The 23,885-nt window shown below is 35.8% G+C and carries 25 protein-coding genes; 8 read left to right on the plus strand and 17 right to left on the minus strand.

What is annotated here, in order from left to right:
* The first annotated feature begins 318 nt into the window (after positions 1–318).
* Both J3U63_RS03205 and J3U63_RS03210 read left to right on the plus strand, forming a co-directional pair.
* Positions 319–693, plus strand: a complete 375-nt coding sequence (locus tag J3U63_RS03205) for a hypothetical protein (protein ID WP_267370418.1) — start codon at positions 319–321, stop codon at positions 691–693.
* Positions 694–829: 136 nt separating this feature from the next.
* On the plus strand, positions 830–2,371 hold the full coding sequence (locus J3U63_RS03210) for a multicopper oxidase family protein (RefSeq protein WP_267370419.1): 1,542 nt from the start codon (positions 830–832) through the stop codon (positions 2,369–2,371).
* Positions 2,372–2,562: 191 nt separating this feature from the next.
* Here the strand turns inward: J3U63_RS03210 and J3U63_RS03215 are convergent, their stop codons facing one another.
* Genes J3U63_RS03215 through J3U63_RS03225 form a run of 3 tightly spaced genes read right to left on the minus strand, consistent with a single transcriptional unit; the run spans position 2,563 to position 2,990 of the window.
* Positions 2,563–2,712 (minus strand): hypothetical protein, encoded by a 150-nt coding sequence (locus J3U63_RS03215; RefSeq protein ID WP_267343647.1) that lies wholly within the window; start codon positions 2,710–2,712, stop codon positions 2,563–2,565.
* Positions 2,706–2,852 (minus strand): hypothetical protein, encoded by a 147-nt coding sequence (locus J3U63_RS03220; RefSeq protein ID WP_267343648.1) that lies wholly within the window; start codon positions 2,850–2,852, stop codon positions 2,706–2,708. Before J3U63_RS03220 ends, J3U63_RS03215 begins: the two co-directional genes overlap by 7 nt.
* Positions 2,853–2,855: 3 nt before the next feature.
* Entirely contained in the window at positions 2,856–2,990 is a 135-nt protein-coding gene (locus J3U63_RS03225; RefSeq protein WP_267343649.1) for a hypothetical protein, read from the minus strand.
* A 205-nt stretch (positions 2,991–3,195) separates the two neighbouring features.
* Between J3U63_RS03225 and J3U63_RS03230 the strand changes: the two genes are divergently transcribed.
* From J3U63_RS03230 to J3U63_RS03245, 4 genes are all read left to right on the plus strand, one after another.
* Positions 3,196–3,540 carry a hypothetical protein gene (locus J3U63_RS03230; RefSeq protein ID WP_267348362.1) on the plus strand — a complete coding sequence of 115 codons (345 nt, stop codon included), beginning with the start codon at positions 3,196–3,198 and terminating at the stop codon, positions 3,538–3,540.
* Between the two features lie 82 nt (positions 3,541–3,622).
* Positions 3,623–6,346, plus strand: a complete 2,724-nt coding sequence (secA, locus tag J3U63_RS03235) for a preprotein translocase subunit SecA (protein WP_267370420.1) — start codon at positions 3,623–3,625, stop codon at positions 6,344–6,346.
* Between the two features lie 117 nt (positions 6,347–6,463).
* On the plus strand, positions 6,464–6,868 hold the full coding sequence (mutT, locus tag J3U63_RS03240; RefSeq protein ID WP_065633139.1) for an 8-oxo-dGTP diphosphatase MutT: 405 nt from the start codon (positions 6,464–6,466) through the stop codon (positions 6,866–6,868).
* A 205-nt stretch (positions 6,869–7,073) separates the two neighbouring features.
* Complete coding sequence (locus tag J3U63_RS03245) at positions 7,074–7,289, plus strand: DUF4177 domain-containing protein (protein ID WP_065633138.1); 216 nt, start codon at positions 7,074–7,076, stop codon at positions 7,287–7,289.
* A gap of 191 nt (positions 7,290–7,480) precedes the next feature.
* Here J3U63_RS03245 and J3U63_RS03250 read toward each other — a convergent pair whose 3' ends face one another.
* From J3U63_RS03250 to J3U63_RS03270, 5 genes are read right to left on the minus strand one after another with little or no spacing between them, the layout of a single operon-like run.
* The gene (locus J3U63_RS03250) at positions 7,481–7,861 is read right to left on the minus strand and encodes a DMT family transporter (protein WP_267343652.1); all 381 of its coding nucleotides are present in this window, start codon (positions 7,859–7,861) and stop codon (positions 7,481–7,483) included.
* Positions 7,861–8,217 (minus strand): EamA family transporter, encoded by a 357-nt coding sequence (locus tag J3U63_RS03255; RefSeq protein WP_267333750.1) that lies wholly within the window; start codon positions 8,215–8,217, stop codon positions 7,861–7,863. The genes J3U63_RS03250 and J3U63_RS03255 overlap by 1 nt, the downstream gene beginning before the upstream one ends.
* Positions 8,205–8,639 carry a zinc uptake transcriptional repressor Zur gene (zur, locus tag J3U63_RS03260; protein ID WP_065633135.1) on the minus strand — a complete coding sequence of 145 codons (435 nt, stop codon included), beginning with the start codon at positions 8,637–8,639 and terminating at the stop codon, positions 8,205–8,207. The genes J3U63_RS03255 and zur overlap by 13 nt, the downstream gene beginning before the upstream one ends.
* 24 nt (positions 8,640–8,663) lie before the next feature.
* Positions 8,664–8,936, minus strand: coding sequence for an RnfH family protein (locus J3U63_RS03265; RefSeq protein ID WP_267370421.1), 273 nt, complete (start codon positions 8,934–8,936; stop codon positions 8,664–8,666).
* 1 nt (position 8,937) lies between these two features.
* Entirely contained in the window at positions 8,938–9,399 is a 462-nt protein-coding gene (locus J3U63_RS03270; protein WP_267343654.1) for a type II toxin-antitoxin system RatA family toxin, read from the minus strand.
* Between the two features lie 33 nt (positions 9,400–9,432).
* Here J3U63_RS03270 and smpB point away from each other — a divergent pair, with 33 nt between their 5' ends.
* Positions 9,433–9,915 carry an SsrA-binding protein SmpB gene (gene smpB, locus J3U63_RS03275; RefSeq protein WP_065798905.1) on the plus strand — a complete coding sequence of 161 codons (483 nt, stop codon included), beginning with the start codon at positions 9,433–9,435 and terminating at the stop codon, positions 9,913–9,915.
* Positions 9,916–9,943: 28 nt separating this feature from the next.
* Here the strand turns inward: smpB and J3U63_RS03280 are convergent, their stop codons facing one another.
* From J3U63_RS03280 to uxaC, 8 genes are all read right to left on the minus strand, one after another.
* A complete protein-coding gene (locus tag J3U63_RS03280; protein ID WP_267370422.1) occupies positions 9,944–10,942 on the minus strand; it encodes a substrate-binding domain-containing protein in 999 nt (332 codons plus the stop codon).
* An 18-nt stretch (positions 10,943–10,960) separates the two neighbouring features.
* Entirely contained in the window at positions 10,961–12,079 is a 1,119-nt protein-coding gene (locus J3U63_RS03285) for a glycoside hydrolase family 172 protein (protein WP_267333754.1), read from the minus strand.
* Between the two features lie 75 nt (positions 12,080–12,154).
* Positions 12,155–13,390: an oligosaccharide MFS transporter gene (locus J3U63_RS03290; RefSeq protein ID WP_267333755.1), complete on the minus strand. Its 1,236-nt coding sequence runs from the start codon at positions 13,388–13,390 to the stop codon at positions 12,155–12,157.
* A 780-nt stretch (positions 13,391–14,170) separates the two neighbouring features.
* Complete coding sequence (locus J3U63_RS03295; protein WP_267370423.1) at positions 14,171–15,493, minus strand: glycoside hydrolase family 28 protein; 1,323 nt, start codon at positions 15,491–15,493, stop codon at positions 14,171–14,173.
* A gap of 122 nt (positions 15,494–15,615) precedes the next feature.
* Positions 15,616–17,130 (minus strand): MFS transporter, encoded by a 1,515-nt coding sequence (locus J3U63_RS03300; protein WP_267333757.1) that lies wholly within the window; start codon positions 17,128–17,130, stop codon positions 15,616–15,618.
* A gap of 96 nt (positions 17,131–17,226) precedes the next feature.
* On the minus strand, positions 17,227–18,723 hold the full coding sequence (locus J3U63_RS03305) for an altronate dehydratase family protein (RefSeq protein ID WP_267370459.1): 1,497 nt from the start codon (positions 18,721–18,723) through the stop codon (positions 17,227–17,229).
* 16 nt (positions 18,724–18,739) lie between these two features.
* Positions 18,740–20,203 carry a tagaturonate reductase gene (locus J3U63_RS03310; RefSeq protein ID WP_267348366.1) on the minus strand — a complete coding sequence of 488 codons (1,464 nt, stop codon included), beginning with the start codon at positions 20,201–20,203 and terminating at the stop codon, positions 18,740–18,742.
* A gap of 48 nt (positions 20,204–20,251) precedes the next feature.
* Complete coding sequence (uxaC, locus tag J3U63_RS03315) at positions 20,252–21,664, minus strand: glucuronate isomerase (protein WP_267370424.1); 1,413 nt, start codon at positions 21,662–21,664, stop codon at positions 20,252–20,254.
* 668 nt (positions 21,665–22,332) lie between these two features.
* Between uxaC and exuR the strand changes: the two genes are divergently transcribed.
* The gene (exuR, locus tag J3U63_RS03320; protein WP_267370425.1) at positions 22,333–23,112 is read left to right on the plus strand and encodes a transcriptional regulator ExuR; all 780 of its coding nucleotides are present in this window, start codon (positions 22,333–22,335) and stop codon (positions 23,110–23,112) included.
* A gap of 118 nt (positions 23,113–23,230) precedes the next feature.
* On the opposite strand, the gene lolA is transcribed toward exuR, so the two are convergent.
* Positions 23,231–23,824: an outer membrane lipoprotein chaperone LolA gene (gene lolA, locus J3U63_RS03325; RefSeq protein WP_065633124.1), complete on the minus strand. Its 594-nt coding sequence runs from the start codon at positions 23,822–23,824 to the stop codon at positions 23,231–23,233.
* Between the last annotated feature and the right edge of the window lie 61 nt (positions 23,825–23,885).

Here is a 23,885-nt window from a genome sequence, read left to right on the forward strand (position 1 = left end):
TATAAGATACCCACCGATGATAGTATTCCCACCTACGACGAAGACCAATTAATGGTGATTTGGCGTGATATTACCGATAGTATCAGGATCAGAGAAAGTGCTTTTGACGATGAATAAAAAATACTATCTAAAATATCAAGTTAGATTCAAAGTTAGGAAAAAATATGTGGCTATTTAGGTCGTTAACTTAAAATGTTGAGGTGCTGTTTATTTTTGTTTAAGTAACAACCGTTATTAGTATCTGTAAAAAAGTATAAATTTACTCCTTTTTCGGGTAGAATAAACAAATAGTTTGTTAGATGAATAGTGAGATAGAATATGTCATTAAGAATCAACAATAAGGCTTATACTATTATTGCATTATCCGCAATACTTGTATTTTTGCTGAGTGTTTCTACATGGCATTTGTCTAAAAATTATTTCCAATCTTCTACGCGTTGTAACTTGGCACATCAAACGGCATTTAACCTAAAAGAGAGCAAGTGTCACCATAATACGACTCAATCTAATCCCAACTCATCAATCCCAAACAAATATCAACAACTAAACCACTGCCCAACATGTAGCTCACTTGTTACTAACTATTTTTTTTCCTTTGATTATGCCATTAAAAGTAAACAGTACCGACCAATAACATTTATACCTGTATATAAAGAAAGTATTCCTGAGTTAAAACCACCAAAAATTGCTTAATAGTATTTATCAAACACAAGAAGTAAGTAATTCACAGTCAATAACGCAATAAAAAGCACCTTATGTGAGGCTTTTTATCACATTGTTTTGAATAAATGGTTATTTTATTTAACTAACTATATTTTAAAGGAATATTATGAAACGTCGAAATTTTATCATCAGTTTTACCGCCGCCTTAGGTGGATTGTTTGCCACTAAAGCTATCGCCAAAATGAATCACGCATCAATGTCTGAAAACGTTTGTGAAGTTAATTCTGATAACTGTAATACGGAGGGGAATATGCACGATCATATGAACATGAATATGAATAACACAATGCCACAAAAACTGTTATCGACTTCAGCACTGAAACAGGGTAAAAATTTACCTGAGCTCACCAATTTAACAAATACCAGTAACCAAGCTGGTGTCTTTGAAGCAACGTTACATTTAAAACCAGTAAAAATAGCTTTAACACCCGATATCACGACAGAATTTTGGGCATATAATGGCATGGTTCCCGGTCCAAAAATTGAAGTATTTGAAGGTGATCAGGTCAAAATAACAGTGAAAAATGATCTTTCACAACCCACAACCGTACACTGGCATGGTTTGCTTATTCCGTCAGATCAAGACGGTAATCCACAAGATGCCATTCCAGCAGGCGGTAGTCGAATTTATGAATTTACCATCCCTGAAGGCACCGCTGGAACCTATTGGTATCACCCCCATGGGCACGACACCGTTGCTGAACAAGTCTACCGTGGTTTAGCCGGTACATTTATTGTCCGCAGTAAAAACGATCCATTAGCTTCACTACCTGAGCAACATTGGTTCTTTTCCGACTTAAAATTAACAGAAAAAGGGGAAATTGCTGAAAACTCGATGACAGACTGGATGAATGGTCGAGAAGGACAATTTGTGTTAATCAATGGCGCTTACCGCCCAAATATAAAAGTAGAAGGTGCAACCCGAGTCAGAATCTGGAATGCGTGTTCAGGTCGATACTTAAACCTTTCGGTACCCGATTGTGATGTTTATTTAGTGGGTACTGACGGTGGCCTAATTGCTGCGCCTCACCAACTTAATACCCCCCTACTACTTACCCCAGCTGAACGCGCTGAAGTAGTCATTGTTCCGAAGAAAACAGCCAGCCTTTACTTGGAAAATATCGGATACGATCGGGGCAAAATGGGTAATGTACCGCCGGAGCAAAATATCATTCTTTCACAACTCCAGCTAACTCAAACGGCCAGTGTAGTTTTACCGACTCATCTAAAACAAGTACCAACTTTAGGCGAAGCTGTCGCTAAAAAATCACTGGAATATACCGAAGTAATGGATAAAAGTGAGCCTCGAGGTGGTATGTTGTTTTTAATTAATGGCAAACGGCATGATATGTCACGAATTGACTTAGAAAGTAAACTGCACGATGTTGAGGAGTGGACAATTGTTAACAACTCACATATGGATCACAATTTCCATATACATGGTGCGCAATTTATTGTACAGTCTCGTGAATTAAATGGTACTAAAACAACGCCTGAATTTGTTGCGTTAAAAGATACCACCAATTTACGTCCGCACGAAACACTTGTTGTGAAAATACAACAAAACATGCCGGGATTACGCATGTATCATTGCCATATCATCGAACACGAAACATTGGGTATGATGGGGCAATTGATGGTGAAATAATCGATTTGTTCTCCCTCTTTTCTTAATTGTCTAAATACAGACTATTAAGATTAAGAGGGGATTTTATTTCGATTAAGATAAATCAACAATCTATAGCAAATAATCCCCCTCAAATAGAAAAAATAGTTTCAACAATTACGGTAACAAAATAGACAATATCGAGTAAATAATAGACTAATTAACGTTGACAGTTACTCACCTAAAATGACTTGTGTTTGCTTCTCTAATTTTGCAACTAGCAAAGGATCAGCCATATCATTAGTCATCAATGCGGTAATCGCTTGCCATTCGCAAATTTTATATAAACTTTTGCGACTGAATTTAGTGTAATCACTTAACATATATTTTTATCCAAGTGAGCAATGATCGCTTTATCAACATAAGCATCAAAAGAAGATGAACAAGAAGGACCGCTTAAATTACTCAAGCCATCAATATCTAAACAACAAGCATCTACCTGAATTTCATTGATCTTTGACACGGCTCAACCACCAAAAACCGATGAGCTTTTATCACGCAGTTCACCGCCAAATAAAACAATTTGGTTTTGTGATGAAATAAGCGTGTTAGCAATAGGCAATAAATCAGTAAAAATCTCATAATCGGCACAAAAGCTCAAAAGCTGCACCACCCTCTTGCTAGTATAAATTGGCAAGTGGATGTTATCGATCACTCATTTTAAGCATTTTACTGCCGCAACATCTAACCAAGTAAAAATAAGACAGCAGACATTTATCCATTTTTCATTTAACATCAAGAATAGCTAATGACACGGCTGCAATAATTGTTTTAATTTTGGGAAAAAATGCTAGAATGTTGCCACTATGACTGTGATTAGCTATTGTAAACAACTCCACAAACGCTTTATTATCAAAACTGCTTTATCGCACTTATTATTAGGTGTGATTGCTGCTGGATTTGGTCTATATCAAGAAAATGCATTACCTGCTCAGCCAACGGTTTCTCAAGTCGGTATTATTGCCATTACAGCGATAGTACAAGATCATCAAACGCCAATAAAAGCGCATATACAATCACTGTTATTGGTGCAAAAGCAACATGATGATAAACAAACCATTTCATTAAATCATTATGATGTCAGTCCCAATATTGTCATCCGGTTAACCCCTTATAACGGCATTAGAGCAGGCCCTAAAGCTACCGTTTAAACCATTGATAACGTAATAAAATAAATTGGCCATATTTAGGTATAAACCTTATTAATCCTATTGAAAAAATAAGAGAAAGATCATGTTATTAAAATTATTAACCAAAGTATTCGGTAGCCGTAATGAACGCGTACTAAAAACAATGCGCAAACGCGTAGAAAGAATCAATGCGTTAGAACCACAAATGGAAGCATTAACCGATGATGAGCTAAAAGCAAAAACAGCAGAATTCAAACAAAAAATTGCTGATGGCACCAAATTAGATGATATTTTAGAAGAAGCTTTTGCGGTCGTTCGTGAAGCGAGTAAACGCGTTTTTGGAATGCGTCATTTTGATGTACAGCTAATTGGGGGCATGGTATTAAATGAACGCTGTATTGCTGAAATGCGTACTGGTGAAGGTAAAACCTTAACCGCAACTTTACCCGCCTATTTAAATGCGTTAACCGGCAAAGGGGTTCATGTCGTCACGGTTAATGATTACTTAGCCCAACGTGATGCTGAAAACAATCGCCCATTATTTGAATTTCTAGGTCTAACTGTCGGTATTAATCTCCCTAACATGCCACCGCAAATGAAACGCGATGCTTATAACGCCGACATCACTTATGGCACTAATAACGAGTATGGCTTTGATTACCTTCGCGATAATATGGTGTTTACAAAAGAATCGCGAGTACAACGCCCACTACATTATGCCTTAGTCGACGAAGTAGACTCGATTTTGATTGATGAAGCAAGAACACCATTAATCATATCTGGACAAGCCGAAGACAGCTCTGATAGATATGTCAGTATCGATAAAATTATTCCATACTTGGTTCGCCAAGAAAAAGAAGATTCTGATCAATTTCAAGGTGATGGTGACTTTTCTATTGACGAAAAAACACGTCAAGTCAACCTTACTGAACGCGGTTTAATTAAAGTTGAAGAGTTACTAATTAAACAAGGCATTATGAAAAGTGACGAGTCACTGTATGCCCCAAGCAATATTGTGTTAATGCACCATGTCAATGCAGCGCTTCGAGCCCATCACCTATTCCATAAAGATGTGGATTATATTGTTCGCGATAACGAAATCATTATTGTCGATGAACATACCGGTCGTACCATGGATGGACGCCGTTGGTCTGATGGATTACATCAGGCGGTAGAAGCCAAAGAACATGTTAAAATTCAGAATGAAAACCAAACTTTGGCATCTATCACTTTCCAAAACTATTTCCGACTATATGAAAAATTAGCAGGGATGACAGGAACAGCGGATACCGAAGCATTCGAATTTAATCAAATTTATGGTCTCGATACTATTGTTATTCCAACGAATCGTCCAATGGTCCGTAAAGATCAATCCGATTTAGTCTATATGACCGAAAAAGAAAAAATCGATGCGATCGTTTCTGATGTACAAGAATGTGTAAAACGTGGGCAGCCTGTGTTAGTCGGTACGGCTTCCATAGAGAAATCAGAACTTGTCTCTCAAGCATTTAAAAAAGCGGGTATCAAACATAATGTATTAAATGCTAAATTCCATGCACAAGAGGCCGAGATTATAGCTGAAGCAGGTAGTAAAGGTGCCGTGACAATTGCCACCAATATGGCTGGCCGTGGTACTGACATTATGCTTGGTGGTAACTGGCAAAATGAAGTCGCTAAGCTTGAAAATCCAACCCCTGAAGATATCGAAAAAGCTAAACAAGCATGGCAAACCAAGCACGAAGAGGTAATAGCACTTGGTGGTCTTTACATTTTAGGGACAGAGCGTCACGAATCTCGTCGTATTGATAACCAATTACGAGGTCGTGCTGGTCGTCAAGGTGACCCTGGTGCTTCACGCTTTTATCTATCACTTGAAGACCCATTAATGCGAATTTTTGCTTCAGAGCGTGTTGGTAACATGATGCGTAAACTGGGTATGAAAGAAGGCGAAGCCATTGAACATCCTTGGGTTACTAAAGCTATTGCAAATGCGCAAAAGAAAGTTGAAAGCCGTAACTTTGATATACGTAAACAACTACTTGAATTTGATGATGTTGCCAACGATCAACGTAAAGCAATTTATCGTCAACGAAATGAACTACTCGATAATAGCGATATTAAAGATACCATTGATTCTATTCGTGATGACGTATTTAATGCGTTAATCGATCAATACATTCCACCTCAATCAATTGAAGAGATGTGGGACGTCTCAGGACTAGAATCAGCTTTAAAAACGGATTTTGCTTTAGATTTACCGATTGCCAAATGGTTAGATGAAGAAGCAAATCTGCATGAAGAAACATTACGTGAACGCATTTTACAAATTGCAAAAGAGACCTATCTTGAAAAAGAAAATAGTGCTGGCTCTGAAGCATTTAGACACTTTGAAAAAAGTGTAATGTTACAAACACTTGACACTTTATGGAAAGAACATTTAGCCGCAATGGATTATTTACGCCAAGGTATACATTTACGTGGTTACGCGCAAAAAGATCCTAAACAAGAGTATAAGCGTGAATCATTTAATATGTTTGCAAGCATGTTAGAATCGTTAAAATATGATGTTATTGGCGTACTGAGTCGTGTTCAAATCCGATCACAAGAGGAAGTTGATGAAGCCGAACGACAACGCTTAGCTGAAATGGAAAAGCTGATGGAAAAACAGAAAACGAGCCATGAATCTGTTACTAGTATTGATGGAGATGACGCTGAAACCTCATCGACGCAACCAGTAGTCCGCGCGCAAGCAAAAGTTGGGCGTAATGATCCTTGTCCATGTGGCTCAGGGAAAAAATATAAACACTGTCATGGTGCTGTTCACTAAGGTAAAAATTTAGTATCATCAAAATATTATCAAATAAATTGCCGATAACAGTCGGCATTCAAAAAGTGGGAAAGGATCACTTTCCCCAAGTTGACTCATAGATAGACAGACAGGATTATGAAAAAACATACTGAAATTGCTGTAGGTATTATACGTTCACAAGATTGTCAAATCTTTATCACTCAACGAGGTGAAGACTCGCATCTTGCTGGTTTTTGGGAGTTTCCGGGTGGAAAAGTCGAAGTTGCTGAAACACCTTTTCAAACTTTACAACGCGAGATCGCTGAAGAAGTCGACATCCATATTCATCATGCGCAATTCTTAAAAACAGTCCAGCATAGTTACGATGATCGCGATATTACTATCCATGCTTATTTAGTTGAAGAGTGGGATGGCGTACCTTTTGCCAAAGAAGGGCAACCGAGTCGTTGGATTGATCAAGAAGATCTCAATGCGGATGAATTTCCCGATGCTAATCGACCTATCATCGAAATGCTAAAAAATTTAGATAAACAAATTTAGCATATTCTTTTTAAGAATACCTTTTTATTCGTTTGATTTTCAAGCGTATACCTTCCCCTATCCGCATAAAAAACATAATATTAACTCAAATATTGCTGTTTTAACTTTGTTTCAAAGCATAACTTATAATATACTGCTGTCCTTATTGATATTACTTATCAATAAGGACACTATTTTTAAAATATAAAAAAAGGAAATGAATACAATGAAAGAATATAAAGTCGTTATTTACCAAGAAGGTGCTTTATCTTCTTTACTTTTTGGTGCAGCGAATTCTAATGCTGAAAAATTCTCTGATTTTTTAAATCAAAATGCAAGACAAGGTTGGCGTGTGGTGACAATGGAAAAAGATATGAGACGCTTATTTCTACTTTGGAAACGCGAAGCCTATCTAATTGTGATGGAAAAAGATCGCATATAAATAACCAATATTCATACAGTTTAAAAAAACTGTATGAACAATAGAAATTGAGCTTAAGCTTAAAACTGGTTAGTTTAGTTTTATTTGATTCAAGACAGTTGATGTCCAAAACTACAGGTCAATTTAAAGATAAAATATCACTCACTATTTATAATTTACATTTGACCTTTAAAATTAAACAGCAAAATCGATTATTTACACTGTAATCGTTGTTCGGCTAATGCCAAAAAAACAATACCAATAATAATACATAACGCGCCAAGTAAACGAGTGGTTGTAATTTGCTCATTAAAAGCCACGATCGAAACAAGCATTACCGTTACAACTTGTAAATGAGAAGCTGCAAAAGCCGGACCAACTGGTGCTTTTTTTAATAATATCATCCATGTCATAAAAGCACCTGTATAGCCTAAAATAACTAAATAAGCCCAACCATGACTAAAAATACGAATCAACCAATGAAAATTAGCCTCAAAGGGGAGTGCTGCTAATGCCGTTAATTTAAAGCTGGTTTGCCCAAAAGTATCGAAAAATAATAACAAAATAAAACCAATGATATAAAATTTTTTCATTAGGTTAGCCCTACTAAAATAACGCCAAAAGTAATAAAAAATATACCAATAAGACGAAAGGCTGTTAGATGCTCTTTAAATAAAACTCGTCCAGCAATCATAACGGTGATGATGTTAAACGATCCTAATAAAATACCTTGCGACAAAGGGACTTCACTTAAAAACGCCAGCCAAAAAATAAAGCCAACAAAATAGGTACCAAAGCCTAACCAAAGCCAAAAATTACCAAACAATCTTTGCCAATAGTGTAAACCTTGTTGATGTTTTGACGTTATGGCGGCATATTTAAATGCAATTTGTCCAACAGTATCACAAAATAGATTAACTAACCAAAGTGTAATAATTAAGGCTGACACGGCTGACAAATTCCATGTATTTCAAGCACACTATGTTTTATTAAAAACTGACTTTGCAGTGCTAATAGCTTGAGCTGTGTTTCAATATCTTCTGAATGCTTTTCTATAATTTGTTTACATTTATCACAAATAAATAAAATTGAAATATGCTCGGGGTCGTGAAAATGCGGGCATACAATGTAACTGTTAGATGATTCAACTTTGTGAATAAAACCTTGTTCGAGTAAAAACTCAAGTGCGCGATAAATTGTCGGTGGTTTTGCTTGCGGTTCACTCACTTTCAACAGATCTAACAAATCATATGCACTCATCGCTTTATTTGCTTTTAACATGATATGTAAAACGGTACGCCGCTGTGTTGTCAGTTTTATACCGCGTTTTTTGCATAACATTTCAATCTTTTCAATTAGCAGATTGTGCATTCGGTTTCCCTTCACTTTTGATTATTATTTATTACGTGCTGCTTTTTTTCGTCTTATCTCTTTAGGATCATTAATTAATGGACGATAAATTTCGATGCGATCATCATCATTAACTAACGTATTAAAATCACAGCGCTTACCGTAAATACCAACTAGATGCTCATCTAATGCAATTTGACATAGCGATAAGATATTGGATTTTGTTATTGCTTGCAATACATTAGTTTGTGCATCAACGTCTAAATCAATGACAGTTGCATTATTAGGTAAAGCATAAACAACTTGAATATTTATCATACTAATAAATCTGCCTTGCTCGTGTTGAAAATGCATTGACCATGTTAGTCATAACTTCTTTAAACACTGGGGTAAAAGCAATATCAAGTAGCTTATTTTTAAACTCAAAATCTAAACTAAAACTAATTTTACTGTGAGTATCATTCACTGGCGTAAATTGCCATTTACCAGACAGGTGTTTAAAAGGGCCTTGCAGTAACTTCATCTCAATTAAATGCGGCTCATTAATCTGATTGACAGTAGTAAAAGATTTTTTGAAGCCTAACTTTTCAACCTCAATAAAAGCCGTTAACCTATTATCTTGTTTGCTAATAATGCCAGTTGCGATACAATCAGGAACAAATTCTGGATAACGAGCAATATCATTAACCAACGCAAACATTTGCTCAATTGAATAGGGCTCGATAACTTCGTGAAAAACATGTGCCATAAGAATAAAATAAAAAAATAAAATTATTGGCATATAGTATCACGTAACTCTATAATATCGCACATTATGACTAAGAAAAAATCACACAAGCCGGGTTCGGCAACGATTGCATTAAATAAACGCGCACGCCATGAGTACTTTATTGAAGAGGAAATTGAGGCGGGATTATCCCTACAAGGTTGGGAAGTAAAATCCCTGCGCGCAGGTAAAGCCAACATTAGTGATAGTTACGTTTTACTCAAAGATGGCGAAGCATGGTTATTTGGTGCAACAATTACGCCATTATCGGTTGCATCATCGCATGTAGTATGCGATCCGATGCGTACACGTAAATTGCTGCTTAATCAGCGTGAATTGAACTCTCTGTTCGGTCAAATAAACCGTCAAGGTTATACCGTTGTTGCCCTATCTTTATATTGGAAAAATGCCTGGGCTAAAGTAAAAATTGGTTTAGCCAAAGGTAAAAAAGAGTACGATAAACGTACTGACATTAAAGAACGCCAATGGCAGGTTGATAAAGCGCGAATTATGAAAAATGCCAACCGTTAATAGTCTAGTTCATAAAAAAATTGCTAGGCTAACGGTGGCGAATAATTTTCGGCTCAATAAAAAAGGCATGATGTTTTAGTTCTTTAAAGTTAATCAGCCGATCGATTACCTCAACACAAGTATGTGCCATGGTTTGAAAATCTTGTGCAATGGCATCTGTTGGGTAATAACAGTAGTCAAGATAGATATTATAATCATAAGAGCATAAACAAATTTGATTAGGATCTATTTTGATTTCGACCAAATAACTCAGTACCTCTTGCAATAAATTGCAGGAAGGCGTAAAAATAGCCTTAGGTAACCGCCCTAATTTTTGATGAACACCTTTAATTAACTGATACCCTTTATTTTGACAATAGTCATCACTGACTAACCAATCGTGTTTGAACTTTAATCCCGCAGTTTTGAGCCCTTGCTTGAATCCTTCAAGTCTTGCATGAATCGAGGTTAGTTGTATATCACACCCAATAAAATAAAACTCTTTTAGTTGCTTAGCATAAGGAATTATCAAATCGGCAACTGACTTTACAGATTCACTGGTGATAAAAGGAAGTTTGGTATCTTTCAAATAACGATCGAAAAACAAAACGGGAGTCTTTTGGTTAATGCTTACATAAAAATCATCACTATCTAAAGATGTTACAACAATCATGGCATCAACGCAGCGTTCGACCAAATTTTGCGCCACTTTAATTTCGACCTCGGGATTATAATGACTACAAGTGATTAAGAGTTGAATATTTTTTTGTCTGAACGAGTCTTCTAGATGATGTAAAAACATCGAAAAAAATGAATTAGACATATCCGGCACAATAACGCCAATAGTATTAGTGCTATTCGCTTTAACTAAATATTGACGAATATGAGATTGATCACTGTATTGCTGAGCAATCGCTAATACTCGTTGCCGAGTTAAGGGCGAAATTCGATACTTTTTATCTCGTTTATTAAAAATATGACTGACGGTCGTTGCCGACACGCCAGCCAAACGAGCAATATCATTGATCTTTAATTTATTACTCGCCATAACCACATTACCTTATTTTTAGCGCGGAGTTCGCTGTTGTTTATTAGGGAACGCAGGATTGTGATTTGCCGATGGATTTTGATACCAATAAGCCACACTTGCAATATCATCACAACGTTCATACAATCTTATATCATCGTTACCAATCTGTTGAAAGGCTAACTTGATATTTTTGTGAAATGCCACCGGATCTGGTAAATGCCAACGATATAAGCCATGCATCGGCAAACCATCATCGCCAAAGCCATGTACAGGGTTTGCATCACCTGTCTGGAAAAAATCACGTGTTGCATCACGATTGGTTTGGTAAGGGTAACCCATAAACAGTGTTTGAAAACACTTCGCTTTTGGGCGTCCTTGGCTGTCGCGATTATGAAATGCCCAAGCGCCACCAAAATAGTCTTCAGAACCCGTTGAATGTTGTGTTGGATAGTCGCTATCATCATCAAGATAGAATTTAAACTCCCCTTCCCCCCACCAATAACGCTCTAGCGCCGTTAAGGCTAAGTAAGTCCCTACATAATAACCCTGTCCTTGCACATTATCCAAAATGACATAATCTTGGGCGTATTGAGTAATGCGTTGTCGGCGCCATTGCGCATGAAAATAAAGCGGCGCTTCAAATGGTTTTGGCATTAACGCATAGTTCACAGTAAAAAAGAAATGTTGCAAATCAGCCTCATGCTCATTTTCAATTTCAATGCGGGCTTTTTTATTAAATGGCATTCTAAAATAACAATTAAAGCCACCTGTTGGATTAACGACAATTGGCATTGAGTTGATGTCACATCTTGCACCAAAACCATTACAGAAAAAGTCACCAATTGGGCTTTCAACTGATGGTACGGCTTCATCATCCCAATAAATGCGTATCACCACATCGCGGAGTACAAAGCTTCCGCGATGTGTTCTATCAGTTAAAGTAAACCACATATGACGAATTTCAGCAGGACCCGTTATTTCGGCTATGGTCACCTTTTTACCAGCAGGGATTGAGATACAGCCTTGCCCTTTTCGACTCGGTCCTAAAGCACTGGCCTTCATACATGATTTGCCTTTTTCACCTGTCATATTTTCGGGCGAAATGGTTCTGGTTTGTTCAAAGTGAAACTGCGTAACTGAATTGAATATATTCATTTTGAATCCTTAATATGTTTTATTAAATGTAATTTGTTTAGCCGAATTAAAAACGTGTTATGAATCTTAACTAGCTTACTTTTCTGATGATTTGAGCTTTTTGTCACGGCTTAAGAAAAGCATGGCAAAAATCATAAAACCTAACACGACTAGCCCTAAATTATTAAAGGTGGTTGCAGCGCCAGCAGTATCATAAACTTGCCCAACATAGGTAGAAAACAATATCACCCCAACCGAGCCTGCGACCTGATAACCAATTAAAAATACCGTTGCCGACAAGCGCGCATTAAAGTTGTTATCAATATATTTAAATACTGACACTAAAATGGTTGAAATTTCTAAACAGTGCATCAGTTTAATCACTGAAATAATGGCAATGCTCTCGACATGACCGGTTAAAAAGATTCGAGATGCTGAAATAAAAGCGGCAAAAATAAGGGCATTTTTCGCACCAACACGGTTAACCACAAATGGCACACAAAACATCACGGCTGCTTCTAAAAATACTTGGAATGAATTTAATATGCCGTATAACCGATAACCATCATTCACATCAGTAAATTGCTGGGTAAAGTAAACCGGAAACAACTGTTGATCGTAAATATTATAAAGGCTATAAGTACCAAGCACATAAATCACAAATATCCAAAACTTTTTAAGCGCAAACACTGAAATAATCTCATTAAAACTTAACTTATCTTTCTTTTGAAAGACTGCTGCCGATGATTTACTTAAATCCGGTTTAAAATTCAGATTTAATATCATAAAGCAAACACCCACTACTGATGCCGCCCAAAAATTGAGATGAGGATTAATACTAATTAAGATGCCAGCAATAAATGTTCCTACAGCGTAAGCAATACAACCCCAAGTACGGCATTGTCCAAATTCAAAATCAAAAGCACGGCTGATTTTTTCACAATAGGAATCAATCAACCCCATACCAGCAACCCAACCAAAACCTAAAAAGAAGCTACCAAAAACGACACCAATATAAAAACTATGCCGTAATAGCGGTTCATAGACATAAATTAACGCGGGCGCAGCGCAAGTAATAATGATGCTTTGAAACCAAATTAAATGCTTTTTTAATACTAATTTATCTTGATAAACACCATAAATAATCATAATAATTAACGAGATAAAGTAATTAAACGAATAAATAATTCCGGTTTGTTTAGCCGTTAAACCAATCTCCTTACTTAGCCATATTGCATAAAAAGAAAAAACAAAACTCCCTGCTGCATAGTACATAAAGCTATAACATGAAGCGAACCAATAAGTTGGCTTTTGATAGAAGGTATTTGTCATAATTTATCCTTTAAAAAGTGAACAACTGAAATTGAGTATGAATAGCTAAAAATTTAGCTTTAAAAGGTTTATTAGATAAATGTGATCAACATCAAAGTTATTTTGTTGCCACAAACAAAATGAAATAAATCAGAGATAAAAATTAAAAGGATGACAAATGAAACACTAAAAATATTATGCCAATGACAATCTAACGATATAGCCAGTAACGTGACATATTTTTAGTATATTGATTTCGTTGCGCATTTTGATAAAAGTTCGTCATTTGCAACGGATTGTTAAATAACCTAAAACTATTTTACAAAATAGGATTAAGCATGCTTTTTCGGGATGTGATAGTTGTAAGGGATTTAAAACAAAAATAACGCATTCTCAGCCTTTAAAGTTCGCTTTGATGGATATAAATAATTGTGACTAGGTCTATTTAATGGTAACACTAACAAGTGACAAGTGAAGTAGCCTTAAAAGTACAATATTTACCTTAAACCTAGCCATTGATTGTTTGCACAAAAAAAGATTAGTTTGAAGGTAAGACTGAGTAGCCAATAAACATCATCATTCTGCAATATTTATCAACATTATATGTTGTTTTTATTTAAGATTGATAATAAACAACAGCCTTTTAATAAAATTACCCAGATTTATTTTTGTTCTATTATTAGCAATAATATCTCTAAATAGTGATAAAACGTTTGATAAAATCGACAGATTCAAACCCGTAATAACATAAAAAATAATTAAAAATAACCGCATTCTCGCGGTTATTTTGATGAAAAACCATTAAGCATTAAGCGGCAATAATTTACCGTCTTGTTTAATAAATGATTGATTAACATGTACACCTGTACTGTTTTTGATACTAAGTGGCTCGCTAATGACATTATCAACAATAACATTGTTAAATAAAATGGTGTCGGCATTTTCAATAAAAAAGCCCTTACCCGCTTCGGGTTTGACATCTTTAAACATGTCAACTTCACCTGCTTGCGCATTAATTTGCATCGATACTCGAATATTATCAAACGAAATATTGGCTATTGGCGATTCAGGTATACCATATAAAAATCCAGCATAAGCACGTACATTTTTGGCAATAATATTAGAAAAACTAATATTATGACATGCGGGTGTTTGTTCATTAACTGGTAATGCTGCTTTATTCCAGACAATGGGATCATTACCTTTAGGGCCGCAATAGTAATAATAGTTCATCACAAATGCCGATAATACTTCGTCCATAATGATATTACTAAAGGTGATATCCGAAATAGTACCACCTCGACCACGGCGGGTTTTAAACCTTACACCACGGTCGGTTTTTTGAAATACACAGTTAGTAATGGTCACATTACGAATAGACCCACTCATTTCACTCCCTAATACCACTGCACCATGTCCATGAATCATATTACAGTTAGTAATTAATATGTTTTCACAAGCGCTTTTATCAACCGTTTCTTCTGTACCTGCTTTAATTGCAATACAATCATCACCAACATCAATATAACAATTTGAAATTCTCACATTACGGCAAGATTCAGGATTGATACCATCCGTATTTGGTGAATCAGCTGGATTAAGAATCGAAATATTATCAACGACCACATTGTTTGACTCCATTGGGTGAACTGTCCAACTTGGTGATTGTGTTAAAAATAGTTTTTCAATCGTGATACGCTCGCAAAAATCAAATCCGATCAAATAAGGTCTAGGGTATTTAAGATTACTGCGATCGTTGCGAAAAGTATGCCACCATTTTTTGCCATTACCATCGATTTTTCCACCGCCGGTGATTGTTACGTTCTCAATATTATGACCATATATACATGGCATATATACATCTTGTTTTACCCCTTCCCAACGAGAATTGACCACGGGATAATCTTTAGCATCATCGGAAAACAATAACGTTGCACCTTGTTCAATCTCTAATGTTAGATTACTACAAAGTTTAATAGCTCCGGTAAAATAGGTGCCAACTGGAACAATTAAAGTTCCTCCACCTCGTTGTTCAATATGTTGTATCGACTTTGCAAAAGCTAAGGTATTTATTGTAGTACCATCACCAATTGCACCAAAATCTTTAACTGAAACAGTCGTCATTTTTTATCCTTTACGTGTTACTTTGTGAACTATCCACTAATCGGGTAGCGGACAGTTCACGATATATGGCTAAAATCAGGACTCGCATTACTGGCTAATCCTAGCCATTTATTCAATGAATGTTATTTTGCTTGGGTATTTTTTGATTTAAAACCAATGTTGTTATTGCCAAAGCAATTTTCATAAGCAATCCCTGATAATTCTTCAACAACTTTTTTAGTTTCTGGCGTAACATCAGCCATTTTTCCCCCTTCGCGAATACGAGCAACTTCATTAATAATGATTGAATGCGTTGCATGATCAAGCTTCATTCTCCAAGCGAAGAAAGCACCAATAAGTGCCATTCCAACAACACCATATAAAATAATGCCATTAATAGCATCAATTGCACTTTGTGGCTGAACATGAGATTTTGATTCAAAACCATATGCACTTAAAATAATACCAAGTACAAATACAATTGAAGCGCGAACTAATTTACCCGCCATAGTCATTGCACCAGCATAAACCCCTTCACGACGTCGATTAGTTACCACTTCATCAACATCAGCCAAAAATACGTAGACACTCCAGGGAATGTAATATACGCCCCCCGTACCTAGACCAAACCAAATGGTAATACCCACAACAATCCAAGTGATATTTGGCAAGTTAAGATAATAAATACCGACATAACCAATCATCGATGAAATTACAATGAGTAATGCAATAATAAACGGTTTTTTAAAGCCTTTTTTAGCACAATACATCATAAAAAAGGCTGTCGAAACTAGCTGGCAAATACTGCTTAACGAGTTCATTGAAGCGACAAATGAGCGAGGTTCACCTAAACTAAACACAATGAAATAGGTAAATACGGCGGTAAATAACCATTCAGCACCAAACCCAAATAGATACATGCCTAAATGCGTTCTAAACGTTTTAATACGAAATGTTGATAAGATGTCGATAATAAGCTTTTTAATAGCTTCAAAAAAGCTATGTACAGATTCATCTTTTACTTCTTCTTTAGGTTTTTCCCAACTATTACAATACAGTAAAATCAACGCGACGATCATAATCGCTGCGTAAGTGATCCCCGTTAATAAGAAAGGCGTTGCTGAATCTTTACTATAATAGTAAAAATAGATGCCAGGTATGGCAGCACCTAAAAAGTTAGCTACTTTACCAAACATTGCTTTTGAACCAGTCAAATAAGTACGCTGTGAAAAGTTAGATGTCATTTCAACTGGTAAGGTATTAAATGGGATCATAATGCTGGTATAGATGATTTCAAATAAGATGTAAGTTATTAAGTAATACCAAAACCCCATACCATCAATCCATAACATTGGATAGATGAGCATTAAAGGTATGCCAATTAAAATAAAGAATCGGCGGCGCCCAAAACGTTGTCCTATTTTTGTTTGGTAAAAGTTGTCAGTAATAAACCCCATTAATGGATTAAGAATGACATCCAAGTAAGTTGCAATAGAAAAAATTAATGCTGCTTGAACGACACTTAAGCCACAAAAAGTGGTATAAAAATAAAGCAGCCAAGCCCCACTAATTGCTAAAGCGCCACTGCCAATTAAATTACCACTTCCATACGAGAATCTTACTAACCATGTGATTTTTCTCTCTTTTTTATTCGTCATGAATGATACCTATATAATTTATAAAAAAAACGGGCCCCTAGCATTAAGTCCGCAAGGACTTAACGACATGATTTATTTTTGAATAAAAATTTAGTCTTAGAGGGTTACGCCACTTTTAAGGATGGCTAAATTTTTGAAATTATTTTTTTCATTACAAGTTTGTTGTCCATTAGCTACCTGCACTATGTAATCAATAAATTCTGTTAACACTGTTTTCATTGAAATGCCTTGAATTAATTTTCCGGCATTAAAATCAATCCAATTCACCTTCTTCTCTGCCAATTGTGTATTGGTTGCAATTTTGACGGTTGGCACAATGCCACCATAAGGCGTTCCTCGACCAGTGGTAAATAACACCATGTGACAACCAGCTGCGGATAAAGCGCCAGTGGCAACAGCATCGTTCCCTGGAGCACTGAGTAAATTCAAACCATGCTTAGTTAACATTTGTCCATACTTAAGCACATCAATCACTTTACTGCCCCCTGCTTTTTGGGTACAACCCAGTGATTTTTCTTCTAACGTGGTAATGCCACCGGCTTTATTCCCTGGCGAAGGGTTTTCGTAGATAGGTTGATTATTCGAAATAAAATATTGTTTAAAATCATTAATCATCTGAACTGTTTTATCGAAAGTCGATTCATCAATGCAATGCGACATTAAAATATTTTCAGCACCAAACATTTCTGGCACCTCAGTGAGCACACTAGTCCCACCATGTTCAATCACATAATCAGAAAAAAGACCTAACATTGGGTTTGCGGTAATACCTGAAAAACCATCCGATCCACCGCACTCTAACCCAAATTTTAATTCACTCAAACGACCGGTTTCACGCTTATCGTTTTTCATGACAGCGTAAAGTTCTCTTAAATGAACCAATGCGGCTTCGATTTCATCTTCTTCTTGCTGAGCAATAAGAAACCGTACTCGTGACGCATCATAGTCACCCAAATCGGCTTTGAACGCCGAAATCTGATTATTTTCACAACCTAATCCGATAACCAGTACAGCACCTGCATTAGGATGTTTGACTAAATCTTGTAAAATAATTTTAGTATTTTTATGGTCTTGCCCGAGTTGCGAACACCCATAAGGATGTTCAAGAACGGTAATCCCATCAATTTCTAATTGATTATTTAATTCTGCACAAAATTGTTTAACAATTTGCTGAGCAATACCATTAATACAAGTTACAGTCGGAATAATCCATAATTCATTACGAATACCAACCTCACCATTTTTACGACGATAAATATTGATTTCTTTATCTGGTATGGCATGTAAAGAGTCATTATTTGCTATCTGAGGATGATATTTATAATCATCAATATCACTTAAATTAGTTTTTAAATTGTGTGAATGAATATGCTCACCGGCTTTAATTGCACAAGTTGCATGGCCTATCGGCACACCATATTTAATGATATTGTCACCTTGTGCTATATCTTGAAGGGCAAATTTATGCCCTTGTTTGACTGGTTGTTTTAAATCAATGGTATGACCATCAACAATAACATTTTCTTCATGTGCTTCTAAATCAGATAACGCCACCGCAACATTATCTTTATTATTTATTTTTATAAATTTAATCATTACATCGCTCATTTTATTTGCTACTCACAACGCATTTTTCAATTGCTTGACGCATACCATCTTGGGTAATGACCGTTAAATATTGCGTTATGGTTTGTGCTAATTGCGGAATAGTTAATAAATCGTGTTCCCAATGGGCTTTATCGCTTAATATCGTGTGTACAAGTTGATCTATAGTTTGTTTACCTTCGGCTACATTTGCCCAACCGTTGTGAAAACGCGCCAACCAAGTAGCATCATCTTGTAATGGATAGGTTTGGTTGTTTCTCACCCCACGATAAAAAGCCATCAATGCGGCAAATGCGAAAACTAAATGGGTTGGTAAAACACCTTTTTCTTTTTGATAAGCGATTAATTGTGGAAGAATACGCGTTTTAAATTTAGTCATGCTATTTAAAGCTATCGACATTAATTGATGTTCAATAAATGGGTTTTTAAAACGGCTAATCACAGACTGGGCAAAATCCACTAATTCTTGATGTGGTAAATCTAAAACAGGGATAATTTCATCAAAAATAGTCTCTTTAATATAAGATAAGATTTGTGGATCATTCATTGCTTCACCAACTGTATCAATCCCAGATAGATAAGCAACTGGCACTAAAGCTGTATGGGCACCATTTAAAATAGCGACTTTTCGCTCTTTATACGGCTTAATATCATCCACAATTTTGATATTCATATTGCATTTATCAAGGCATAATTTTTGAGCTAACCATTGCGGTCCTTGAATAACAAAAAGATAGAAATATTCAGCAGAATCGATAAAATTGTCTTTATAACCTAGTTCAGCTTCAAGCTCAGCAATTTGTGCTTTTGGGTAACCCGGTACAATTCTATCGACAAGTGTAGAACAGAATACATTGTCATTTTCGATCCATGCAATAAACTTGTCAGACAGGTTCCATTGTTTAGCATACTTTAATACAAGTTTTTTAAGCGCATCACCATTGTAATCAATCAGTTCACACGGAATAATAATTAAACCACTCGCTTTACTGCCCGCAAAGTGAGTAAATCTTTCATATAAAAAAGCGGTTAATTTAGCTGGATAGCTAGCCGCAGGGCGATCGGTTAATTTATCCCCCTCAACGTAACTAATGCCGGCTTCTGTTGTATTCGAAAAAATAAATTGGATATTGGGATCTTTTGCTAATTCAAGATATTCATCGTATTGAGTATAGACATTTATCTCATTATTCACTGAGCGAATCATTCTAAACTCTTTTACTGCTTCGTTTTTTTCGTTTAAGCCACGAATCAATGTGGTGTATAAGCCATCTTGAATACTTAATGAGGGTGGAAAATCAGTATTTAGTGGACGAACAATGACTACGCCCGCATCAAGATCTGTTTTTTCATTTAAGATATCTAATTGCCAATCTAAAAAAGCACGTAAAAAATTACCTTCGCCAAATTGAACAACACGTGTCGTATATTTTGCACCTGGAAAATCATTTCTGTTTAATGTTTTCATTACTCTAACTCTTCTTTAATTAATCTAATTACAACGACTTAATGCTTTTTAGCTTAGTTCAATACCAAAATAGTTTTTCGCATTGTCAAAACTGATATTTTTAACCATTTGACCTAATAATTCGATGTCGCGTGGTGCTTCACCATCTTCTACCCAACGCCCCACCATTCGGCATAAAATACGTCTAAAATATTCATGACGAGTATACGAAAGGAAGCTACGACTATCGGTTAACATACCCACAAAACGGCTTAATAAGCCGAGCTGAGCAAGTTGTGTCATTTGGCGAATCATGCCGTCTTTTTGATCATTGAACCACCAGCCTGAACCAAATTGCATTTTGCCGCGAACACCTTCACCTTGGAAATTACCTATCATGGTGCCTACAATTTCGTTATCAGACGGGTTTAAACAATAGAGTATTGTTTTAGGTAGTGCATTTTGCTTAGCTTGCGCATCTAATAATCGAGAAAGCGGTTGCGCTATAGGTGAATCATTAATAGAATCAAAACCGACATCCGGCCCCATTAACTTAAACATTTTTGAGTTGTTATTCCGTAACGCACCAATGTGGTACTGTTGCACCCATTCACGTTTGTTATACTCACTTCCTAAAAAGATTATGACTGCAGTTTTGAATTGTGCTGTTTCTTTGGCACTTAACATTGCACCTGTTAATCGTTTAGCTAAGATGGCATCTAACTCTTTTTCACTCGCTTCTTCATAAACAACTACATCTAATGCATGATCCGAAACTTTACATCCATGCGCAGCAAAATAATCCATACGTTTTGATAATGCTTGGCAAAGTTGTTGGAAATTAGTAATAGCCACATCAGCGACAGCAGATAATTTTTCGATATAAGCTACAAAAAACTCTGAATCAATATTAAATGCTTTATCTGGGCGCCAACTTGGTAACACTTTAATATCAAATGAACCATCTTGGGCAATGGTTTTATGGTGGATTAAATCATCAATAGGATCATCGGTTGTCCCTACCATTTTGACATTCATTTTTTTCATAATGCTACGTGCAGAAAACGCTTTAGTTTCGAGCATTACATTGCATTTGTTCCAAATAGTTTCAGCCGTTGATGGCGACAATAAAATATTATCTATTCCAAATGGTCGGCGTAATTCTAAGTGAGTCCAATGATATAAAGGATTACCAATAGTATAAGGCACAGTTTCAGCCCATGCTTTGAATTTTTCGAAATCACTGACATCGCTGCCAGTACAGAATTGTTCAGCAACACCATTAGTACGCATAGCTCGCCATTTATAATGATCACCTTTAAGCCAGATGTCATATAAGTTTTTAAACTGATAATCTTTTGCAATTTGTTCCGGTGGTAAATGGCAGTGATAGTCAAAAATGGGTTGATCAGCTGCATAGTCATGATAAAGCTGACGAGAAAACTCGGTATCTAGTAAAAAATTTTCAGTTAAAAAACTCATTTTATTCTCCCAATAATAATTAAGTATCTGATCACATTAAATCGTGTGTAATCAGATCAATTTATTCGTTATATTTGTTGATAGTGCCTTTAAAATTTATCTAAACTGCAACAGTGGCTAAAAAATAAAGTTAACTTAAAATAACTAATGGCTTAATAAAGCCAATGTTATTGGCTAGCGCACCAACAATTAAAGCAAAAATAGTACTAGCATGAAGCCAAACTGCTATATTGGTAAATCCGTTCACGGTTGGATAATGATTTAATAAGCCCAATACACAGCAACAACATAACAATAGTGTTGCGTTGTCATATCTATCACTGCTTTTAAAACAGGTATGCCAACAGCTATCAAATTAGGTGTTAGATGACCAAGTATTATTCTTATCGTTATTAAAGTGATCACATATCAACGCAGATTGTTATTGTTTTATACTTTTCACCACGCCCAATATAATAATGCGCGACATAATAACATGTCTGATAACTTAAAAATTTGACATATATCACATAATTTAAACATAAAAATATCTGATAGGATTTTTATTTGTCTGCCAACATTGATGATTGATGTTCTATGTGAAAAAAATGAAACAATCTTATTTAACTCCAAGCAATTAGATGTTATTTTAAGGCGATGATTAATTAAGGAGCTATATCAAAGTCATCATGGCCCAAGAACAAAACGAATATCAAAGGCTTTACCAAATTATCGCAACCGAATTAAAAAACCGCATAATTAAAGGTATTTACCCAGTAGGTAGCAAATTACCTTCGGAAAGATTAATTTGTGAAGAGCTAAAAGTGAGCCGTTCAGTAGTTAGAGAAGCCATTATAATGCTGGAAGTTGAAGGGTTTGTTGATGCTCGAAAAGGGTCAGGTATTCATGTTATAGCTAACAGTATGCAATCTAATCCTATTGATTCTCCTGTGGGTTTGAATTTTGCAACAACTGGACCATTTGAATTACTGCAAGCGCGTCAACTAATAGAAAGCAATATCGCAGAATTTGCCGCCACACAGATCACTAAAGATGATATCGTCAATTTATTAGAAATTCAGCATAATGCCAAAAAAGAAGATCATTATCGTGATTCTAATTGGGATTTAAAATTCCATACCCAAATTGCCATGATAACGCGTAACACGGCACTGATAACCATTGTGCAAGAGGCATGGCAACAAAGAACTTTAAATCCTTTATGGAAAAAGCTTCACGAACATGTTAAACAACAGGACATTGAAAGTTGGTGGGAAGAGCACGATAAAATTTTAGAAGCGTTAATCAATCGCGATCCTAAAGCGGCTAAATTAGCTATGTGGCAACATTTAGAAAACACGAAAAAGATGCTATTTGACGCGGCAAGTGAGGATTTTGAAACTAAACGTGACCACTATTTATTTTCCGATAATCCTGTTGTGAGTATTAATGAAGAAGATTATTCATAATCTTCTTCATTAATGTTCAAAATAATTATCAATGTCAATTCAATCAAATACACATAGTAACAAGCGGGTGCCTTTCGCCAGCTTGTTATCTGTTATTATGTTTTATTACTCTAGATAATTATCGTTGGTCATCAATGGTGACACCAGCAGGTGGAGTAAACTGAAACTTTTCTAATGAAACTTTGCCAAGTGTTTGACGCGACAAATCATAAAAACTGCGCTGTCCATCTTCTTCAATAATCGTAAAACTAGAAATCATGCCTGTTGGTAACACCGAGATAACAAAGTCTTGATTGGTCCCATCTGTTGGTTTTAATGTAAATGAGTCTTGCTTTCGTGTGACATTATACGCATTCCAAATAGGATTATGGCTATCTGTAATAAGTAACATTAATCGGTTATCGACAGCCTTTTTTAAATCCATCACACTTACTTGCTGAACCGCTGGCGTATAGACCCACATATTTTTTCCATCTGAAATAATAGATGTTTCATCTGGTTCATTCATTGTCCAATTAAAGTAATAAGGCCTTGTTACCCACAAATCCCCTTTACCTTGTTGTACTACTTGATTATCAGCGGTTTTCACATCTTGAGAAAACCGCGCATAAAAGCCATCTATTTTGTCTAAACGTTGTTGCAGTACTTCTTTATCGCCCGCCCATGCCGATACACTAACCAACAACCCTATTAACACTAAAATCTTTTTCATGCCTAATCCTTTTATTTTTATTTGGCAATATTTAAATTAATTGTGAGATCAAAATTATTTT

The organism is Gilliamella sp. B2838, from assembly GCF_026536185.1.
Classification (GTDB): Bacteria; Pseudomonadota; Gammaproteobacteria; order Enterobacterales; family Orbaceae; genus Gilliamella.

What these genes read in the sequence shown, in the direction of transcription:
- J3U63_RS03205 (WP_267370418.1), top strand. Translation starts at nt 319, where the DNA reads ATGTCATTAAGAATCAACAATAAGGCTTATACTATTATTGCATTATCC.
- J3U63_RS03210 (WP_267370419.1), top strand. Translation starts at nt 830, where the DNA reads ATGAAACGTCGAAATTTTATCATCAGTTTTACCGCCGCCTTAGGTGGA.
- J3U63_RS03215 (WP_267343647.1), bottom strand. Translation starts at nt 2,712, where the DNA reads ATGTTAAGTGATTACACTAAATTCAGTCGCAAAAGTTTATATAAAATT.
- J3U63_RS03230 (WP_267348362.1), top strand. Translation starts at nt 3,196, where the DNA reads ATGACTGTGATTAGCTATTGTAAACAACTCCACAAACGCTTTATTATC.
- secA (WP_267370420.1), top strand. Translation starts at nt 3,623, where the DNA reads ATGTTATTAAAATTATTAACCAAAGTATTCGGTAGCCGTAATGAACGC.
- mutT (WP_065633139.1), top strand. Translation starts at nt 6,464, where the DNA reads ATGAAAAAACATACTGAAATTGCTGTAGGTATTATACGTTCACAAGAT.
- J3U63_RS03245 (WP_065633138.1), top strand. Translation starts at nt 7,074, where the DNA reads ATGAAAGAATATAAAGTCGTTATTTACCAAGAAGGTGCTTTATCTTCT.
- J3U63_RS03250 (WP_267343652.1), bottom strand. Translation starts at nt 7,861, where the DNA reads ATGAAAAAATTTTATATCATTGGTTTTATTTTGTTATTATTTTTCGAT.
- zur (WP_065633135.1), bottom strand. Translation starts at nt 8,639, where the DNA reads ATGCACAATCTGCTAATTGAAAAGATTGAAATGTTATGCAAAAAACGC.
- J3U63_RS03265 (WP_267370421.1), bottom strand. Translation starts at nt 8,936, where the DNA reads ATGATAAATATTCAAGTTGTTTATGCTTTACCTAATAATGCAACTGTC.
- J3U63_RS03270 (WP_267343654.1), bottom strand. Translation starts at nt 9,399, where the DNA reads ATGCCAATAATTTTATTTTTTTATTTTATTCTTATGGCACATGTTTTT.
- smpB (WP_065798905.1), top strand. Translation starts at nt 9,433, where the DNA reads ATGACTAAGAAAAAATCACACAAGCCGGGTTCGGCAACGATTGCATTA.
- J3U63_RS03280 (WP_267370422.1), bottom strand. Translation starts at nt 10,942, where the DNA reads ATGGCGAGTAATAAATTAAAGATCAATGATATTGCTCGTTTGGCTGGC.
- J3U63_RS03285 (WP_267333754.1), bottom strand. Translation starts at nt 12,079, where the DNA reads ATGAATATATTCAATTCAGTTACGCAGTTTCACTTTGAACAAACCAGA.
- J3U63_RS03290 (WP_267333755.1), bottom strand. Translation starts at nt 13,390, where the DNA reads ATGACAAATACCTTCTATCAAAAGCCAACTTATTGGTTCGCTTCATGT.
- J3U63_RS03295 (WP_267370423.1), bottom strand. Translation starts at nt 15,493, where the DNA reads ATGACGACTGTTTCAGTTAAAGATTTTGGTGCAATTGGTGATGGTACT.
- J3U63_RS03300 (WP_267333757.1), bottom strand. Translation starts at nt 17,130, where the DNA reads ATGACGAATAAAAAAGAGAGAAAAATCACATGGTTAGTAAGATTCTCG.
- J3U63_RS03310 (WP_267348366.1), bottom strand. Translation starts at nt 20,203, where the DNA reads ATGAAAACATTAAACAGAAATGATTTTCCAGGTGCAAAATATACGACA.
- uxaC (WP_267370424.1), bottom strand. Translation starts at nt 21,664, where the DNA reads ATGAGTTTTTTAACTGAAAATTTTTTACTAGATACCGAGTTTTCTCGT.
- exuR (WP_267370425.1), top strand. Translation starts at nt 22,333, where the DNA reads ATGGCCCAAGAACAAAACGAATATCAAAGGCTTTACCAAATTATCGCA.
- lolA (WP_065633124.1), bottom strand. Translation starts at nt 23,824, where the DNA reads ATGAAAAAGATTTTAGTGTTAATAGGGTTGTTGGTTAGTGTATCGGCA.